Here is a 241-nt window from a genome sequence, read left to right as displayed (position 1 = left end):
TGGTGGATGCGCCAGATCCATGGCTTAGCGCATTGGGGGTTGTGTTCACGGAGGATGAACTGAAACCGTACGAGGGACTGCATACTTTTGAGATTGAACGCCTTGATGCGCGCTTTATGGGGCGCCTGGATGATGCTGGTGGTCATTTAAGCGCGGAAGAACGCGAAAGGTATGGTTACTCCAAACGAACCCCCTGGCCATTGCGCTGGTGGTATGTGCGTCGCGTCCTGAGCTTCTGGAA

Annotated in this window: 1 pseudogene; it reads left to right on the top strand. The window is 54.8% G+C overall.

Annotated features, from left to right (window positions below):
* Nucleotides 1–241: pseudogene (locus AWM69_RS22710) on the top strand (hypothetical protein); the annotation flags it as partial.

The organism is Pseudomonas sp. D1HM (assembly GCF_019266105.1).
In the GTDB taxonomy this organism is placed as follows: Bacteria; Pseudomonadota; Gammaproteobacteria; order Pseudomonadales; family Pseudomonadaceae; genus Aquipseudomonas; species Aquipseudomonas taetrolens.
Note: the sequence above shows the minus strand (reverse complement) of the source record. Positions and strands in the feature narration are given on the sequence as shown.